Source organism: Deinococcus actinosclerus (assembly GCF_001507665.1).
In the GTDB taxonomy this organism is placed as follows: domain Bacteria; phylum Deinococcota; class Deinococci; order Deinococcales; family Deinococcaceae; genus Deinococcus; species Deinococcus actinosclerus.
The window spans coordinates 2,286,670-2,302,311 of record NZ_CP013910.1 but is presented as its reverse complement, the minus strand read 5'-3'; the positions used below and the strand labels follow the sequence as shown (position 1 = coordinate 2,302,311).

General features: G+C 68.5%; 12 protein-coding genes. 4 read left to right on the top strand and 8 right to left on the bottom strand.

Annotated elements, in window-relative coordinates:
- The first annotated feature begins 8 nt into the window (after positions 1-8).
- Positions 9-647, top strand: coding sequence for a response regulator (locus AUC44_RS11175; protein WP_062158694.1), 639 nt, complete (start codon positions 9-11; stop codon positions 645-647).
- Between the two features lie 67 nt (positions 648-714).
- Here AUC44_RS11175 and ppsA read toward each other — a convergent pair whose 3' ends face one another.
- Positions 715-3,078: a phosphoenolpyruvate synthase gene (ppsA, locus tag AUC44_RS11170; RefSeq protein ID WP_062158693.1), complete on the bottom strand. Its 2,364-nt coding sequence runs from the start codon at positions 3,076-3,078 to the stop codon at positions 715-717.
- 395 nt (positions 3,079-3,473) lie between these two features.
- Between ppsA and AUC44_RS11165 the strand changes: the two genes are divergently transcribed.
- Both AUC44_RS11165 and AUC44_RS11160 read left to right on the top strand, forming a co-directional pair.
- A complete protein-coding gene (locus tag AUC44_RS11165; protein ID WP_062158692.1) occupies positions 3,474-3,794 on the top strand; it encodes an ArsR/SmtB family transcription factor in 321 nt (106 codons plus the stop codon).
- A gap of 9 nt (positions 3,795-3,803) precedes the next feature.
- Positions 3,804-4,265: an arsenate reductase ArsC gene (locus AUC44_RS11160; protein ID WP_062158691.1), complete on the top strand. Its 462-nt coding sequence runs from the start codon at positions 3,804-3,806 to the stop codon at positions 4,263-4,265.
- A gap of 66 nt (positions 4,266-4,331) precedes the next feature.
- Here the strand turns inward: AUC44_RS11160 and AUC44_RS11155 are convergent, their stop codons facing one another.
- From AUC44_RS11155 to AUC44_RS16230, 5 genes are all read right to left on the bottom strand, one after another.
- On the bottom strand, positions 4,332-5,099 hold the full coding sequence (locus AUC44_RS11155) for a MetQ/NlpA family ABC transporter substrate-binding protein (RefSeq protein ID WP_062158690.1): 768 nt from the start codon (positions 5,097-5,099) through the stop codon (positions 4,332-4,334).
- A 28-nt stretch (positions 5,100-5,127) separates the two neighbouring features.
- Positions 5,128-5,904 (bottom strand): MetQ/NlpA family ABC transporter substrate-binding protein, encoded by a 777-nt coding sequence (locus tag AUC44_RS11150; RefSeq protein ID WP_062158689.1) that lies wholly within the window; start codon positions 5,902-5,904, stop codon positions 5,128-5,130.
- Positions 5,905-5,930: 26 nt separating this feature from the next.
- On the bottom strand, positions 5,931-6,587 hold the full coding sequence (locus AUC44_RS11145; protein WP_062158688.1) for a methionine ABC transporter permease: 657 nt from the start codon (positions 6,585-6,587) through the stop codon (positions 5,931-5,933).
- On the bottom strand, positions 6,584-7,522 hold the full coding sequence (locus tag AUC44_RS11140; RefSeq protein ID WP_082689040.1) for a methionine ABC transporter ATP-binding protein: 939 nt from the start codon (positions 7,520-7,522) through the stop codon (positions 6,584-6,586). Before AUC44_RS11140 ends, AUC44_RS11145 begins: the two co-directional genes overlap by 4 nt.
- Before the next feature lie 282 nt (positions 7,523-7,804).
- On the bottom strand, positions 7,805-9,955 hold the full coding sequence (locus AUC44_RS16230; protein ID WP_157445324.1) for a bifunctional alpha,alpha-trehalose-phosphate synthase (UDP-forming)/trehalose-phosphatase: 2,151 nt from the start codon (positions 9,953-9,955) through the stop codon (positions 7,805-7,807).
- A 193-nt stretch (positions 9,956-10,148) separates the two neighbouring features.
- On the opposite strand from AUC44_RS16230, the gene AUC44_RS11130 reads away from it, so the two are divergent.
- A complete protein-coding gene (locus tag AUC44_RS11130) occupies positions 10,149-10,988 on the top strand; it encodes a pyruvate, water dikinase regulatory protein (protein WP_062158687.1) in 840 nt (279 codons plus the stop codon).
- A gap of 431 nt (positions 10,989-11,419) precedes the next feature.
- Here the strand turns inward: AUC44_RS11130 and AUC44_RS16570 are convergent, their stop codons facing one another.
- Both AUC44_RS16570 and pgi read right to left on the bottom strand, forming a co-directional pair.
- On the bottom strand, positions 11,420-13,759 hold the full coding sequence (locus AUC44_RS16570) for an AfsR/SARP family transcriptional regulator (protein ID WP_157445323.1): 2,340 nt from the start codon (positions 13,757-13,759) through the stop codon (positions 11,420-11,422).
- Positions 13,760-13,909: 150 nt separating this feature from the next.
- Positions 13,910-15,541 (bottom strand): glucose-6-phosphate isomerase, encoded by a 1,632-nt coding sequence (gene pgi / locus AUC44_RS11120; protein ID WP_062158685.1) that lies wholly within the window; start codon positions 15,539-15,541, stop codon positions 13,910-13,912.
- Between the last annotated feature and the right edge of the window lie 101 nt (positions 15,542-15,642).

Sequence of the window (15,642 nt, the reverse complement as noted above, 5' to 3'; positions counted from 1 at the left end):
AACCCCGCGTGACCACCCACGTCCTGCTCGTCGAGGATCATGCCTTCACCCGCGACGGCCTGCGCGCCGCCATCAACCTCGAACTCGACCTGCGCGTCACCGCCGAGGCCCGCAGCGGCGAGGAGGCCCTGGACGTCCTGGCCCGCACCCAGACCGGGCCGCAACCCGTCCACGTTGCCGTGCTCGACATCGGCCTGCCCGGCATGGACGGCATCCAGACCGCCGCCGAGATCGGCCGCCGCTACCCGCAGGTCCGCATGGTGATGCTCACCGCCCACGACCTGCGCGACGAGGTGCTGGCCGCGCTGGCGTCCGGCGCGCACGCCTACTGCCTCAAGAGCGCCGACCCGGACCTGTTGCTGCTCGGCATCCGCGCCGCCGCGTCCGGCAGTGCGTACCTCGACCCGCAGATCGCTCACCACGTGCTGGGCAGCATCCGCACGCCCCACGCGACCTCACCCCTCACCCCGCGCGAGACCGAGGTTCTGCGCCTCATCGCCGACGGACAGGGCAACCGCGACATCGCCGCCAGCCTGGGCATCAGCGTCAGCACCGTGAAACTCCACGTGCAGGAGATCCTCGTGAAACTCCACGCCGCCGACCGCACCCAGGCCGCCGTGCAGGCGCTGAGGCAGGGTCTGCTGTAGATCCAGAAGGAGTGGGCGACGAGCGGAGGGCCTCCCCCAGCCTCAGCGCCCACCCCTCACGGTCCGCTTACGCCGGGACGGTCTCTCCGGCGAGGTGCAGCCACGTGCCCAGCACGCTGTCGGGGTTGAGGCTGACCGAGTCAATGCCCTGTTCCATGAGCCACTGGGCGAGGGCGGGGTGGTCGCTGGGGCCCTGGCCGCAGATGCCGACGTACTTCCCGGCGCGCTTGGCCGCCTGGATCGCCTGACTCATCAGGGCCAGCACGGCTTCGTTCTGCTCGTCGAACAGGTCCGCCACGAGGCCCGAGTCGCGGTCCAGCGCCAGGGTCAGCTGCGTGAGGTCGTTGCTGCCGATGGAAAAGCCGTCGAAGTGTTCGAGGAACTGGTCGGCGAGGATGGCGTTGCTGGGAATCTCGCACATCATGATGATCTTGAGGCCGTTCTCTCCGCGTTTCAGGCCGTTCCTAGCGAGGATCTCGATGACCTGCTTGGCCTCGCCGACGGTGCGGACGAAGGGGATCATGACCTGCACGTTCGTGAGGCCCATGTCGTCCCGCACGGACCTGATCGCCTCGCATTCCAGCGCGAACGCGGCGGCGAAGTCGCGGGAGCGGTAGCGGCTCGCGCCCCGGAAGCCGATCATGGGGTTCTCCTCGGTGGGTTCGTAGGCCGGGCCGCCGATGAGGTGCGCGTACTCGTTGCTCTTGAAGTCGCTCAGGCGCACGATCACGGGTTTCGGCGCGAACGCGGCGGCGATGCTGGCGACGCCCTCGGCCAGCTTCTCGCGGAAGAAGTCGCGGGGCGAGGCGTACCCGGCGGCGCGCTCCTCGATCTGCGCCTTCACATCGTCGGGGACGTCCGGGTAGTCCAGCAGCGCGCGGGGGTGAATGCCGATCACGTTTGAGCAGATGAACTCCACGCGGGCGAGTCCCACGCCCTCGTTTGGCAGCGCGGCGAAGGAGAACGCGCGGTCGGGCGAGGCGACGTTCATCATGATCTTCATGCCGACCTCGGGCATGTGGCCCAGCTCGACGCGGTTCACGCGGTACGCGAGGCGGCCCTCGTACACGAAGCCGGTGTCGCCCTCGGCGCAGGACACCGTGACCTCCTGCCCGCTGCGCAGTTCACGGGTGGCGTTCCCGCTGCCGACCACCGCCGGAATGCCCAGTTCGCGGGCGATGATCGCCGCGTGGCAGGTGCGCCCGCCGCGGTTCGTGACGATCGCCGAGGCGCGTTTCATGACGGGTTCCCAGTCCGGGTCGGTCATGTCCGCGACGAGCACGTCGCCGTCCTGCACGCTGTCCATCTGGGACACGTCCCGCACGACCCGCACGACGCCCGCCCCGATGCGGTTCCCGACGGCGCGGCCCTCGACGAGCACGCTCCCCTTCCCGGTCAGTTCGAAGCGTTCCAGGGTCTTTCCGGTGCGGCTCTGTACGGTCTCCGGGCGTGCCTGGAGGATGTAGATCAGGCCGTCGCGGCCGTCCTTGCCCCACTCGATGTCCATGGGGCGGCCGTAGTGGTTCTCGATGGTCACGCACTGCCGCGCGAGTTCGGTCAGGTCGTCGTCCGAGAGGCTGAACGACCGCTGCTGCTCGGTGGGCACGTCCACGGTCTGCACGCCACCTTCCGGGGCGTACTCCATGCGCTTCTGCTTGCTGCCCAGCGTGCGGCGCAGGATCGCCTTGCGCCCGGCGTTCAGGGCGGGTTTGTACACGAAGAACTCGTCCGGGTTCACGGCGCCCTGCACGACCATCTCGCCCAGCCCGTACGAACTGGTCACGAGGACCGCGTCGCGGTAGCCGCTCTCGGTGTCCAGCGTGAACGCCACGCCGGACGCCCCCAGGTCGCTGCGGACCATGCGCTGCACGCCCGCCGACAGCGCCACCTCGCTGTGCGCGAAGCCGTGGTGCACGCGGTAGCTGATGGCGCGGTCGTTGTACAGGCTGGCGAACACCAGCCGCACGTGCCGCAGCACGTCGTCAATACCGCGCACGTTCAGGAACGTCTCCTGCTGCCCCGCGAAGCTCGCCTCGGGCAGGTCCTCGGCGGTGGCGCTGGAGCGCACGGCGACGTCCGGCTCGGTGCCGCCCGACTCGGCGGTCATGGCGGCGTACGCGTCGCGGATGGCCGTTTCCAGCGCGGCGGGGAGGGTGGCCGCCTCAACCTGCGCGCGGATCTCGCGGCCCGCCTGCGCCAGCGCCACGACGTCGTTCACGTCGAGGGCGTGCAGGCGGGCGTTGATGCTCTCCTCGATGCCGTTCTCCTGCAGGAACAGCCGGAACGCGTCGGCGGTGGTGGCGAAACCGCCGGGGACCCGCACGCCGGCCCCGGCGAGGCCCTGGATGAGTTCGCCCAGCGAGGCGTTCTTCCCGCCGACGATCTCCACGTCGGTCATCCTTAGTGTACCCAGCACGCGAATCATATCCATTGCTTTTCACCGTTCCTGAGAAGCTCCAGCGGACTGGAAAGAGGCGAATTAGTGTTTCTTTCTGGATCCACCTTACCTGACCTGACCGCCCGGGTGCGTTACCCGCCCGGGCACACCCGACTCGGCCGTCCAGACAGCCCGAACCACCCCCCCGACCTGATCGTTCGCGGCCCGCCCCGGCGTGACGGTCCGGAACCGGGCCCGGGTGCCACGCAGAAAAGGCACCTGTGCCGCGAGGCGAGGACTGAGAGCCGTCCCGGAGGCGGTAAACGGGGGTGGTACATGGGCCGGGCGGGAGGCCAGCGGGTCGGTGGTGCGGGCCCTGTGGAGCTGGACGGTGTCGGCCGTGCCTGGGAATGGCAGCACGCAACCAGTCCAGTTGATACATTGAAGGTGTGACCACGCTCGCTGACCCCACGGTGCTGGATCAACTCAAGGCGCTGGCGCAGGAGACCCGCTACGAACTCGTGCGGCATCTGGCGCAGGGCGAACGCTGCGTCTGTGACCTGGAATCCCTGCTGGAGCTGCCGCAGTCCAGGGTGTCCTACCACCTGGGCATCCTCAGGGACGCGGGCCTGATCGTCTCTGAGCAGCGGGGCAAGAACATGTATTACACCCTGCGGCGGGCGCCGCTGTTTACCCTCGGGGGGCACCTGCTCACCGACCTGCTGCCCGACCGGTCACCCCTGACGCATCAAACCGATTCGGTGTGTTAGCGTGCGGGCGTGCTCCGTGTCCTCATTCTCTGCACCCACAACTCGGCCCGCTCGCAGATGGCCGAAGCCCTGACCCGCGCCGCCGCGCAGCGGCTCGGCGCCGAGCTGGAGGTCCACTCGGCCGGTACCGAGGCCACCCGGGTCAAGGAGGACGCCAGGACCGTCATGGCCGAACTGGGCCTGGACCTGTCCGGTCACACCAGCAAGACCCTCTGGGACGTCCCGGACGCGCAGAATTTCGACTACGTGGTGACGGTCTGCGACAGCGCCGCCGAGGCCTGCCCCGCATACCCGGGCCGGACGGTCCGGCGCCACTACCCCTTCGTTGATCCCAGCGGCGGCAGCCTCGACCGCTGGCGCGCCGTCCGCGACCAGATCAGCACCCAGTTCGGCGCGTTCGTGCTCGCCCTGCACGAGGGACGCGAGGCGCCCCCCACCTACGAGCAGAGTCCCGCCGTGCGCCTCGCCTGAGGGGAGGACGGACCTCGGGACTCGTCCCGGAGCGGCTGTAGACGCCGCCCCGGAGCGGGGGTGTCCTCAGAACGCGGGAACGACCGCGCCCTTGTAGGTGTTCAGGATGAACGTGCGCGTGGCGGGGCTGCGCAGCGCGGCCACGAGCTTGAGGTAGTCCGGGTTCTTCAGCGTGGCGGGTTTGACGGCCAGCAGGTTCGCGTAGGGGCTGCTCGCGCCTTCGAGGGTCAGGGCGTCCTTGAGCGGGTTGAGCCCGGCGTTCAGCGCGTAGTTGGTGTTGATGACCGCGGCGTCCACGTCCGCGAGGGTGCGGGGCAGCTGCGCGGCGTCGATCTCGCGGAACTTCAGGCGTTTGACGTTGCTGGTGATGTCCAGCGCGGTCGCGGCGGTGCCGACGCTGGCCTTAAGGCGGATCAGCCCGGCGCGTTCGAGGAGTTTCAGGGCGCGGCCACTGTTGCTGGGGTCGTTGGGAATGGCGATGGTCGCGCCGGTCTTCAGGTCGCGCAGGGCCTTCACGCGGCGGGAGTACAGGCCCATGGGTTCCACGTGCACGGTCGCGCCGGCCACGATACCCAGCGGGCGGTCCTTCTGGAAGGCGCCCAGGTACGGGGCGTGCTGGAAGAAGTTCACGTCGATGCTGCCGTCGGCCAGGGCGAGGTTGGGCTGCACGTAGTCGTTGAATTCGCGGATGACCAGCGTGACGCCCTGCTTGGCCAGGATCGGTTTGACGAAGTTCAGGATCTCGGCGTGCGGGACGGGGCTGGCGCCGACGCGCAGCGTGCCGGCGGCGGCGGTCGTGGCGAGCAGCAGGGCGGACAGGATCAGGGTGCGCATGGTGAGAACTCCTTGGATGGGGTGGGGGTCAGAAGGCGGGGATGACGCTGCCGCCGTACTTCCGGAGCAGCCACGCTTTCGCTTCGGGGCTGGTCAGGGCGGCGGCGAGCTTGGCGAGGTCGGGGTTGCCGAGCTTGTCGCGGGTGGTGGCCAGGACGTTCACGTACGGGCTGCTCGCGCCCTCGCGGTAGATCGCGTCCCGTTCGGGGTTCAGGCCCACTTCCAGGGCGTAGTTGGTGTTGATGATCGCAGCGTCCACGTCCGCGAGGCTGCGCGGCAGCTGCGCGGCTTCCAGTTCGCGGAAGCGCAGGCCCTTGACGTTGCTGGTGATGTCGGTCACGGCGGCGCGGGCGCCCACGCCGGCCTTGAGGCGGATCAGGCCGGCGCGTTCGAGGAGCAGCAGCGCGCGGGCGCCGTTGCTGGGGTCGTTGGGAATGGCGACGGTCGCGCCCCGGCGCAGCTCGGTCACCTGCGTGACGCGGCGCGAGTACAGGCCCAGCGGCGGCAGGTAGATCCTGCGCACCGGCACGATGTTCAGCGGGCGGCTTTGCTGGAAGGCGTTCAGGTACGGAACGTGCTGGAAGAGGTTGGCGTCCAGCGCGCCCTCGCCGAGGGCCACGTTGGGCTGCACGTAGTCGCTGAATTCCCGGATGACCAGCGTGACGCCCTGTTTGGCCAGGATGGGTTTGACGAAGCTCAGCAGTTCCCCGGCGGGGACGGGCGTGGCGCCCACGCGCAGGGTGCCGGCAGAGGCGGAGGTGAGCAGCAGGGCGCCGAGCAGGGCTGGCAGGGCAGTAGGGCGCATGGATGGACTCCTTGGGGGTGAGGGGATCAGCGGTGGTCGCTGCGGGCGGCGGCGCGGTCGCCGGCCCACTGCGTGACCTGCACGAGCACGAGCAGCGCGGCGACGGTGGCGAACATCACGCCGGTCTCGAAGCGCTGGTAGCCGTAGCGGATGGCGAGGTCGCCCAGGCCGCCGCCGCCGATGGCGCCCGCCATGGCGCTGTACCCGATCAGGCTGACAGACATGACGGTGAACGCGTGGATCAGGGCGGGCCGCGCTTCAGGCAGCAGCACCTTGAAGACGGTCTGCGCGGTGGTGGCGCCCATGGCGCGCGCGGCGTCCACCACGCCGTGCGGAACGTCCTTCAGGGCGCCGTCCACGAGGCGGGCGACGAAGGGAATGGCCGCGACGGTCAGCGGGACGATGGCGGCCGTGGCGCCGATGCTCGTGCCGGTGATCAGGCGCGTGAAGGGAATCAGCAGGACCAGCAGGATGATGAACGGCAGGCTGCGGCCCACGTTGACGACCGCGTCGAGCGTCCGGAACAGGGGCGGCAGTGGGTGCAGGCCGCCCGGGCGGGTCAGGGTGAGGAGCACGCCCAGCGCCGTGCCGAGCAGCTGCGCGCACAGCGCGGCGGGCACGACCATCCACAGGGTGTCCAGCGTGCCCTGGGCCAGCAGCGGCCAGAGGGCCTCCCAGCTCATGCGGGCACCGCCCCGGGCTGCGGCGCGGCCTCCGCAGCCGGCGCGGCGAACCAGACGTCCATGCCCTGCGGGTGCGGCTCGGCCTGCACGAGGCGCGCGCCGCTGCGGGCCAGGGCCGCGAGCGTGCCGGCCGTCAGGTCCGGCAGCGTCACGCGCCGCAGCGTCTCGCCGGGTGCGAGCGTCACCTGCGGGCGGTGGGCGTCGAGCAGCGCGCGGGTGGCCGCGTGGTGCGGGTCGCGCAGCACGGCTGCCGTCTCGCCGCTCTCCACGAGCTGCCCGCCTTCGAGGACGGCCACGTGGGTCGTCACGGCCCGCACGACCTCAAGCTGGTGCGTGACGATCACCAGGGTGAGGTCCCGCTCGCGTTGCAGGTCCAGCAGCAGGTTCAGGATGCCGGCGCTCGTCTCCGGATCGAGGGCGCTGGTGGCCTCGTCGGCGAGCAGCAGGTCCGGCGCGGTGACGAGCGCGCGGGCGATACCGACCCGCTGTTTCTGCCCGCCGCTGAGCTGCGCCGGGTAGCGGCCGGCGTACTCGCTCAGGCCCACGAGGTCCAGCTGCTCGCGGGCCAGGGCCTCGCGGCGGGCGCGGGGCACGCCGCGCAGTTCGAGGGGCAGGGTGACGTTGCGCAGCACGGTCCGCTGCGCGAGGAGGTTGAACTGCTGGAACACCAGGCCGGTGCGCGCCTGGTGCGCGGCGCGCGTGGCCGGGCCGAGCACCTCGCCGCGCACGCGCAGTTCGCCGGCGTCGGGCGTGTCGAGGCCGCTGAGCAGGTGCACCAGGGTGCTCTTGCCGGCGCCGCTGCGACCGATGATGCCGGTGCGGCTGCCGCGCGGCACGCGCAGCGTCAGGTTGTGCAGGGCCGGGCGGGGCTGGCCGGGATAGGTTTTGCAGACGTTCTGGAAGGCCAGGACGTCCGGAGCGTGCGCGTCGGGCACGGGTGACCTCCGGTGGGTATGGGCGGAGGGAACGGCAGACGTCCCCTTCCTGGGCTGGTCGCTCGGGAAGGGGACGGCAATCGTGCGTTGCAGTGAGGTGCACCCTTCCTTTACCCGATCTGCGGCCCGGGGTCATCGTTGGGGCGCGCAGGGCTGGAAAGCACCCGCCGTGATGAGGGCTGGTTGCTGTGGCGGTCCGGGGCCCAGTGACCTCGCGCCGACTCTGGATAAAGGTGGCTTCGGTGAAGCCGGAGGAGACTCTAGGGCAGTTGACCAACTCTGTCAACTAAGGCCGGGATTCACGCCGTTAAGCGCCGCGCGGCCCCCGCGCTCCCGGGTCAGCGCTTCACGGCCTCCGTCCGCCCAGGCCGAGAGCAGCGCCACCACTGCCGCCGGGTCATGCAGCCGCACCTGCGCGGCCGTCTCGCCCGCGCCCACCTTCACGCTCAGGCCACCAGCAGCGTTCACGGCCCCGAAGGCCTCCTCGTCCGTGGCGTCGTCGCCGATGAACACCGGGTACCAGCCGGGCGCGCCGTCCATGAGTGCCCGCACCGCCCGGCCCTTGCCGTACCCGCTGGGCCTGAACTCCCGCACGGCCTTCCCGGCAATCCTCTCCCAGCCGCTCTCCAGCGGCACCTGATCAAGCGACCGCTCCACGCCGCCCTGCTCCGCCGGCGCCACGTTGCGGTAATGCACCGCCACCGTCCAGCGCTTGTCCTCCACGCGCACGCCCCGCGCCGCCGGAAACTGCCGCGCGAGCCGTTCGAGCACCTCCCGCTGCGGTGGCGGCGGCGTCTGCCCCGGCCACTCCATTCCGTGCAGCCCCACCACCGTCAGGTCCGGGAGGGGCAGGAACCCGTAAACCTGCACGCTGCGCCGCCCCGTGACGACCGCCACCCGGTGCCGGGGATGGTGCAGCAGTGCCGAGAGCGCCTGCAGGGCTCCGGGCTGCGGGTCGGCGTCACGCGGCAGCCGCGCGATCGGGGCCAGGGTCCCGTCGTAGTCGCACAGGATCAGCAGCGGCCGGTCCCCCAGCTGCACGAGCGGGCCCGGCAGGGCGGCCACCCCCGCGAGATCCCGCAGGAAGTCCGCCGTCCACGCCCGCAGGTCACGCTGCCGCAGGGCCTGCCGCATCTGCGCCAGCCGGGCCTTCTTCTCCTCCAGCGGCATCCGCAGCGCGCTCATCAACGTGGCCGACAGGCCGTCCACGTCATACGGGTTGACCTCGATCGCGCCGGGCAGCTCATCCACGGCGCCCGCAAACCGCGAAAGCAGCAGCACGCCGTCCTGGCTGCTGGCCGCGAACTCCTTGGCGACCAGATTCAGCCCGTCGCGCAGCGGCGTGACCAGCATGGCGTCCGCCGCGCGGTAGTGGGCCACCAGTTCCTCCCGGTCCAGGCCGCGGTAGATGTAGTGCACGGGCGTCCACCCGTCCCGGCTGAACTGCCCGTTGATGCGCCCCACCAGGCCCTCCACCTGCGTGCGCAGCTGCTGGTAGGCCGGGGCCCGCTCGCGGCTCGGCACGGCCACCTGCACGAGCGTCACCCGGCCCCGCGCCGCCGGGTGGCACTCCAGGAAGCTGCTGAACGCCGCGAGGCGCTCCGGGATGCCCTTGGTGTAGTCCAGGCGGTCCACGCACAGCAGCATCAGGGTGCGCAGGTTGTCCCGCAGCCGCTGCGCCCGCTCCGCCGTGACCGGATTCGCCGCGAGGGTCTCAAAGGTCGCCGTGTCGATGCCGATGGGCCGCGCCTCGACCTGCACGGTCCGCGCCCCGACCCGCACGGTGCCCCCGTCCGTCTCGGCGCCCAGCGTGCGCGCGCACGCCTCCAGGAAATGCCGGGTGTACGCGGGAGTGTGCATGCCGATCAGGTCGGCGCCCAGCACTCCCTCCAGAAGCTCGCGGTCCCACGGCAGCGTGCGGAACACGTCCTGCGCCGGCCAGGGAATATGCCAGAAGAACCCGATCCGGGCCTCAGGACGCGCGCGGCGGATCAGCCCCGGCACCAGGGCCAGCTGGTAGTCGTGCACCCAGAACACGTCCCCGTCCTGCGCGCAGTCCAGCGCGGCCTGCGCGAACGTCTCGTTCACGCGGCGGTACGCGTCCCACTCCTCCCGGCGGTACTGGGCCCGCTCGAGGAAATAGTGACTCATGGGCCACAGGGCGCCGTTGGCGAAGCCGTGATAGAAGAGCCGCACGTCGTCCTCGGCCAGCGGGAGGCGCTCGACCCGGTACCGGGGCTGCGCCTCGGGCAGGTGCACGGTCCTGAGCTCGGGGTGCGTCTCGGCCCAGGCGATCCAGGTGCCGCCTTCGCGCTGCATGACGGGATCAAGGGCCGTGGTGAGACCGCCGATGGACGCCGTCCAGTGGACGCGGCCGTCCGGGCCGGTGCGCGGCGCATAGGGTTCCCGGTTGGACAGAACGATGACCGCCATGATGCCTCCCTGCGTGCCTGACACCATGCCAGACAGGAGCATGAGGCGGTAGGGGAGCGGCGAAGCGTGAACGAACGATGGGGGCGCCGCCCCGCCGCTGACGGGCTTCCCGTCGCCCTGCCCAGGCGCACCCGGCCGTCCAATCAGCCTGAACCACACCTCTCCTGCGCGCGGCGCATGTCACGCTGAACCCATGCCCGACCCCCGCACCGTCCTGATCGTCAGCGACCACACCGGCCTGACCGCCGAGAACATGGCCCGCGCCCTCCTGGCCCACTTCCCCGATCAGCCCCTGCGCTACCTGCGCCGACCCTTCACCGCCGACCTTCAGGCCGCCCGCGCCGTCTGCCGCGAGGTCACGGCCCTGTTCGGGCGCGGTGAACAGCCCATCATCTTCACCACCGTCACCCAGCCGGACGTCCTGCGCGAACTCCAGACCGCCCCCGCCGAGGTCTTCGACCTGCTCGGCCCCGGCCTGAGCGTGCTCGAACGGCAGTTCGGCCTGCCCGCCGTCCGTCAGATCGGCCGGCACCACGACATGCACGACAGCGAAGCCTACCTCTCCCGCATGGACGCCCTCGACTTCGCCCTCGCCACCGACGACGGCATCGGCGACAAACAGTACGCCCACAGCGACGTCATCCTGGTGGGCGTCTCCCGCGCCGGCAAGACCCCCACCAGCCTCTTCCTGGCCCTCCAGCACGGCGTCCGCGCCAGCAACTACCCCCTGGCCGAGGACGACTTCGAGCGCACCGGCCTGCCCCTGCCGCTCGAAGCGCACCGGCATAAACTCCACGCCCTGACCATCGACCCCCGCCGCCTGCACGCCATCCGCACTCAGCGCAAACCCGGCAGCCGCTACGCCAGCCTCGAACAGTGCGAACACGAGGTCCGCCGCGCCGAGCGCCTCTTCCAGCGTGCCGGCCTTCCTGTCCGCGACACCACCAGCGCCAGCGTCGAGGAAATCGCCGCCGCCATCCTCAGCGCCCTGCGCGCCAGCCAGGAAAGAGCAGGGCCGACCATGCCCAGCTGAGCACGACCGGCCCCACACGCGGCCGGGGGTTCCGGCTGCGCGCCCGGAACCCCCAGAGTCAGAGAAAACGAAAGAAGACGGAAGAGAAAACGCTGAAGAAGACGAACAAGATGACGAGCTGGAAAACGAATCGGGAAGACGCTGGAGGAGACGCTCGACTCAAAACCGCGAACGAAGAAGGTGAAGTTATTTGGTAGTCTTGAGGGTCGCTGGCCCTTGACCGGTGATGCAGCAGTCAAACGCAGCGTGGAGATCGGGCGCAGCCTTGACCTGTGTAAAAAGGAACAAGACAAGAATAACGCTACGTCCTAGAACACTCTTCATATCCTCTAACCTCCGGTCCTTTTGACTGCGCTCAGTGTGGCGCATACCCGGTTAACTGATGGCCAATGTGTCTGGTCTGGTTTCAATGTCGTACGGTTACAGCTGGGCTAATGAGAGATTTCGCCGTTCAGAACGCGTTTTGCGGTCGATCTGGTGTGCTGGCTGAGATGTGAGAGCCCGGCTTTCGCATAGGCGGTGATAGCTGCGCTCCAGGCTGATTCAAAGAGGGGGTTGAGATGGGTAGCTTTGAGATACAGGTGTGCGGCCGCTACAGGGTCAGTCACTTCAATCTCGCTACCGACCGCCATGACAAGCGCAAGCCATTGATTCTCCAGAAATTCGCGTGTTTCAGTCGCCCATTCAGTTTCGGCTTCCGGCAGAAGTGCACCAGGGTAGGAGTCGGCCAGCCTATGTTTATCTACGGCGCTGCTGGCCTGTTGCCAGTTTTGGAGGGCTGTCGCGTCGCAGCGAATTTCGAATTTTTCAGCCAGGCGGTAGACACCGCCGGCTAAGGGCAGCGGATCTTGAATGCCAAGAAACGGCTTGAGTGCCTGCCGGAGGCCGTGAAGTGCCTGCTTGAAATAAGAATTCAATTCGCTCCGCATCTCTCCATTCCAAAGAGCGGTCATCAACTGGTCGCGTGTGGCTGAACCATTCAGACACAGGAAAGCTAAGAGTTCACGCGATTTCTTGAGTCGGATTGGTACTTCTGTGCCGTTGACAGTAAGGGTGAATTGACCCAGCAGCGTGACCCTCAAGACGGGCCTTGCGCGAAGCGCGAGACGGCGCGCGGCACCGCCGCCCAGTTTAAGTTCCGCGAAGGCCGCATACAGGGGAGCGAGCCGGTCTGTATCGATGGCGAGTGCCAGTTCGCCGCCAATGCGGGACAGCACTTCGATTAGTTCGGTGCTGGCTTGCTCCAATGGTGCATGGGTTGACCATCGGCAGAACGTCCTGAATGCATGAGCGCGTAGTCTGAAACCATCTAATAAGGCCACACCATCAATCACGGCTTCGAATTTTGGCAAGGCAAGATTATAATTCCTATTTTCTGTGTGGATTAATCCTGAATAGAAAGACTGTGCGATGTAATCAAATTCCTGTTTTGGATTCAGAGAATCTATCTGGCGTTCAAATGTATTGAGGTCTATTTTGCTGGTTCTCCAGAGGCATTCAGCTCTGAATGCTCGGGCCAGTACATTGAGACGGTCGCTCCCCTGTACGCTCTGGGTTTCTATCGAGAGATCAAGATGGTGAAGTGCAGTATCAAATTTCTCCTGTAAAAGATACAACTCTCCCAGGATGAGATGTGTGGTGTCGCGGCGGTGGTCATTTGATTCTTCGGCTCGCCGTAAAACCTCATGAATCATACTGAGCGATTCTTCCGGGCGTCCCTCAAAGAAGAGGCGGTATCCCAGGTCCATCCTTAGTGACAGGCTTTCACTATGACCACCCAGAAGATCAAATAAGCGCAGAGCTTCACGTGCATAGCGATCCTGGGACTCAAAATCATCCATGGACGCGCTCACATTTTGTGCAAAGTACAGCGCGCGTGCTCTTGACCGCAATTCTGAAACCGGAATCTCCTCCAGGACGCTGGCCATGAGTTCCTGCGCTTCTGATGAGCTGCCAAGCTCCACCAGAGCGCGTGCTTGTGAGCAGATCAGCCACCAGCGCGTCACCTGATCCGGATTGGCATCCAGGCCGCGCCGTGCATGAGCCAGCCGGGCTTCAGGATCGCTGCGCATGGCGGCCAGCAGGCTGAGTCCCAGGTGGATCCGGGCATCGGCATAGTGGTCACCCGCCGCGCGCAGCAGAAGGATCTCTGCGGCGTCTGTCTCCCCGGTTTCCAGCAGCGAGAGGGCGAGCTGTCCCTTCTGTTTCGAGGTGAGGGTGCGGCGGCGCAGGAGGCGGACGATGTCGCTGTATTTCCCCTCCCGTTCGAGCTGGTCGGTGCGGGAGGCCAGGGGATCGGCGCCTGCTTTCGGGCGGGTGGGGGCGGCGGGGGTGTCGAGCTGGACGTTGACGTACCAGTCGCCGTTGCGGGCCTGGGTGACGCGGCCGCCCTGGACGCGGCCGGATTTGAGCAGGTGGCGCTGGTAGTTGCCCAGCCGGGTGGGGATGGTGTGGCGCCCCTGGAGGGTCCAGAGGGTGACGTGGCCGGTGTCGGGGTTGAGGCGCAGGCTGCGGGCGTCGAGCCAGTAGCTCTCGCCTTTCAGGCCGCCGCGGGTGTTGTGGCGGGCGTTGTGTGCGGCCTGCGCGGCGGCGCGGCGGGTGGCGTGGGGCAGGGTGGGGGCGTCGGGGTGGGCGTGCAGGAGGTCGTCGGTGGGCGTGTCGGGGTGACGGCGGGCCTGCACGAGCAGGCCGTTCATGAGTCGGCTGACGTGGGTGCGGGTGTCGTTCAGGGCGTGGGCCTGCTCGGGGGTGGGTTGCAGCGTGAGTCGCACTGCGCCTCCTGGGGGGGTTTCGAACGGGGGGTTGAGGGGGATCTAGGGGCATGTATAGCAGGCGGCGCCGTCTGGAAACTGTGGGCTTTTCGGGATATGAGACGCCGGAGGCTCCGAACGGAAGCCTCCGGCGGTGGGGGTGGGTGCGGGTCAGCGGCGGGCGCGGTAGCGGCGGATCAGGGCGTTGGTGCTGCTGTCGTGGCGCAGCTCCGGTGCTGCGGGCGCGTGCAGTTCGGGGACGATCTTCCCGGCGAGGACCTTGCCGAGTTCGACGCCCCACTGGTCGAAGGAGTTGATGTTCCACACGGCGCCCTGCACGAAGACCTTGTGTTCGTACAGGGCGATCAGTGCGCCCAGCGTGTGCGGGGTGAGGCGGTCGGCGAGGATGGTGTTGGTGGGGCGGTTGCCGTCGAACACGCGGTGCGGGGCGAGGTCTTCGGGGACGCCCTCGTCCAGGACCTGCTGGAGGCTCTTGCCGAAGGCGAGCGCTTCGGTCTGCGCGAATACGTTCGCCATGAGGAGGTCGTGGTGGGGCGCGCCGCCTTCCAGAGGCAGGGGGTTGAGGGTCTGGCAGAAGCCGATGAAGTCGCAGGGGATGAGTTTGGTGCCCTGGTGGATCAGCTGGTAGAAGGCGTGCTGGCCGTTCGTGCCGGGCTGCCCCCAGATGACCGGGCCGGTCTGGTAGTCCACCGCCCTGCCGTCCAGGGTGATGTGTTTGCCGTTGCTTTCCATGTCGAGCTGTTGCAGGTACGCGGGGAAGTACGCGAGGTACTGGTCGTAGGGCAGCACGGCGTGGCTCTGGGCACCGAAGAAGTTGTTGTACCAGATGCCCAGCATGCCCAGCAGGGCGGGCAGGTTGCTCTCCAGCGGGGCGGTGCGGAAGTGCTCGTCCATGGCGTGGAAGCCGGCAAGCAGCTCGTGGAACCCGGCGGGGCCGACGGCGAGCATCAGGCTCAGGCCGATGGCGCTGTCCATGGAGTACCGGCCGCCCACCCAGTCCCAGAAGCCGAACATGTTGGCGGTGTCGATCCCGAACTGCTGGACCGCCTCGGCGTTGGTGGACACGGCCACGAAGTGCCGCGCGACGGCCGACTCGTCGCCCAGCGCCGCGAGGAGCCACGCGCGGGCGCTGCGGGCGTTCGCCATGGTTTCCTGCGTGGTGAAGGTCTTGGAACTCACGATGACCAGCGTCTCGGCCGGGTTGAGGTCACGGGTCTTCTCGGTCAGGTCGGTGCCGTCCACGTTCGACACGAAGCGCAGGGTCAGGTCGCGCTGCGCGTAATGCTTGAGGGCCTCGTAGGCCATGACCGGGCCCAGGTCGCTGCCGCCGATGCCGATGTTGACGATGTTCTTCAGGGGCCGCCCCGTGTAGCCCAGCCACGTCCCGGCGCGCACCTGATCCGCGAAGGCCGCCATGCGGCCCAGCACCTCGTGCACGTCGGGGACGACGTCGTGGCCGTCCACGAGGACAGTCGCGCCGGCCGGGGCGCGCAGAGCGGTGTGCAGCACGGCCCGCCCCTCGGTCACGTTGATCTTCTCGCCCGCGAACATGGCGTCCCGCTTGGCTTCCACGCCGGTTTCACGCGCGAGGTTCAGGAGCAGGGTCAGGGTCTCGTCGGTCACGCGGTTCTTGCTGTAGTCGAGGTACAGGCCCGCGCCCTCGGCGCTCAGGCGTTCGCCGCGCGCGGCGTCCTGAGCGAAGAGGTCGCGCAGGTGGGTGCCCTCCAGGGCGCGGTGGTGGTCGAGCAGGGCGCTCCAGGCGGCCGTTTGCGTGATGGTCATGCGCGTCTCCCTTCGGCCGGCCTGGGTTGAGGTGGGCGCGGCCTGTGTGCCCGCGAGGATACTCTGGCCGTCCTGGCGGGGAGGCGAGGTGTGTAGGCGGC